Origin of the sequence: Rhodopseudomonas sp. B29 (assembly GCF_000333455.1) — a bacterium.
Classification (GTDB): Bacteria; Pseudomonadota; Alphaproteobacteria; order Rhizobiales; family Xanthobacteraceae; genus Rhodopseudomonas.
In genome coordinates, this window is the sequence record NZ_BADD01000393.1 from 1 (window position 1) to 2105 (window position 2105).

At 65.2% G+C, this 2105-nt stretch carries 2 protein-coding genes and 1 pseudogene; all 3 read right to left on the reverse strand.

Features of this window, described 5'->3' with window-relative positions:
- Positions 1-435: pseudogene (locus tag I5M_RS14010) on the reverse strand (MBL fold metallo-hydrolase); the annotation flags it as partial.
- A gap of 29 nt (positions 436-464) precedes the next feature.
- Positions 465-1748, reverse strand: a complete 1284-nt coding sequence (locus I5M_RS14015; protein ID WP_022721969.1) for a cytochrome c — start codon at positions 1746-1748, stop codon at positions 465-467.
- On the reverse strand, positions 1745-2105 hold a 361-nt coding region (locus I5M_RS14020), incomplete at its 5' end, for a molybdopterin cofactor-binding domain-containing protein (protein ID WP_148287875.1). The genes I5M_RS14020 and I5M_RS14015, both read right to left, overlap by 4 nt.

Genomic DNA, 2105 nt, shown 5'->3' on the forward strand with positions numbered 1-2105 from the left:
GACCTGCTCGGGCTTGTAGCCAGCGGCCTCGAGGTTTTTCAGCAGATGGCCACAGCAATCGCCGTAGAGGCTGCCAGCGCCGCTGTCGATCAGGATCAGCTTGTCGCCCGTATTGATCAGAAATGCGTTGATGGCGCCTTCCAGCGGCAGTTTCAGCCGCTCGGCGGCGAGCAGCGCCTCGGCTTCGCCCGGATGCTGCTCGGACAGTTTGACAGCCTGTCTTTTGCCATCGTTACCAGTCTCGTTACGCAGCATCACCTGCTGCACCGGGAACGTATGGGTGCCGTCGAGCAGGGCCGTGACTTCGAAATTGCCGAGCATCATTCGGTAGTAGCCCGGCGCCTGTGTGCGGACCTGCGGCGCTGCTGCTTGCGCACTGGCTAGGACGAGCATCGGCATGGCAAGTGCGACGATGACGGACTTGATCGATTTCATGCGGCTCTCCTGTCCGTCGGCGATGATGATCAGTTGCGGGCGGCTTTGACGTCGGTGCTGCTGACACGGCCGGGCTTGCCGCCGAAATGCTCGAGAACGTAGTTCGCGACGGCTGCAATCTCAGAGTCCGAATAGGCCGCAAACGCCGGCATCGAGCCTGTCGGCGAATTGACCGAGATTCCCTGCAGCACGGTGCGGACGACATTGGTGCCGCTCGGATCGGCGACGCTGCGGGCGCCGCGCAGCGCGGCGTTGTCAGTTTGGCGGCCGCTGCCGTCGAGGCCGTGGCAGCTTGCGCAAGCCGACGCGAAGATACGCTGGCCGAGCGGATCGCCTGTCGTATCGGAGCCGGGTGACCATGAGCCAGCGCCTTCGAGCGTCTTGGGATGCGGATCGGCAGTCGGCTGTTCCGAGCGCTGCGGCGGCACTGTGCGCAGATAGGCGGTGATCGCCGCCAAATCGTCGCGGTGCAAATGGCTGAGGCTGAACTTGATTGCTTCCGCCATGCCGCCTGCGGCGCCGCCGCGATCCGTCGCGTGGCCGGTCGCCAGATAGTCGACGATATCGTCGTCCGACCAGCGGCCAATGCCGCTCTCGGCGTCGGGCGTGATGTTGTAGGCCTTCCAGCCGTCGACCACGCCACCAGCAAACTTGGCATCACTCTTGGTGGCGAACATCAGATTGCGCGGCGTATGGCAGTCGCCACAATGCGCCAGGGCCTCGACCAGATAAGCGCCTCTGTTCCAGCGCGCATCGCGATCGGGCGACGGCTGCCAGCGCCTTGTCGGCATGAACAAGAGCTTCCAGGCGCGGAGCGCGGGGCGCTGGTTGAACGGGAAGATCAGCGTATTGGCGGGCGGCTGCTTGGCGACCGGCCGCAGCGTCGCGAGATAGGCGCGGATCGCCAGTGCGTCGTCGGTCGAGAGCAGCGCATAGGCGGTGTAGGGAAACGCCGGATAGAGGTCCTCGCCCTGGCGGCCGATGCCCTGATGCAGCGCGCGAACGAACTCCGCATCGGACCAGCGGCCTATGCCGTTGTCGGCGTCGGGCGTGATGTTCGACGAATAGATGGTGCCGAACGGTAGTTTGAAGGCGCGGCCACCGGCGAATGGCCTGCCGCCCGGCGCGGTGTGGCAGCTTTCACAGTCACCTGCGGCAGTGAGATAGGCACCGCGCTTGATCAATTCAGCGCCGGTCGGCTGGTTCGCCGAGGCCTGCACAGGCGGAAGCGGGGCCGGCCAGAAGAAGAACCAGCTGAGCGCTGCCGCCGCGACGACGATGACGGCAGCGATGACGGACAGGATCCTGGTCACGACGCGTTCCGGATTTGGAGCAAGGAAGTGTCGACGGGCAGGCGGCGCATGCGGACGCCGGTGGCGGCGAAGATCGCATTGGCGAGCGCCGGCGCCGCCGACACGGTACCGACCTCGCCGAGGCCGCCGGGCGCTTCGTGACTGTCGACCAGATGCACGTCGACCGACGGCGCTTCGTTGATGCGCAGCTGGCGATAATCGTTGAAATTGCTTTGTTGGACGTGGCCTTCCGCGAAGGTGATGCTGTTGAACAGCGCGGCTGATAGTCCGAACAGCACGCCGCCTTCGATCTGCGCCCGCACGATGTCCGGATTGATCAATTGCCCGCAATCCACCGCCGCGACGGCTGGCGCAGGC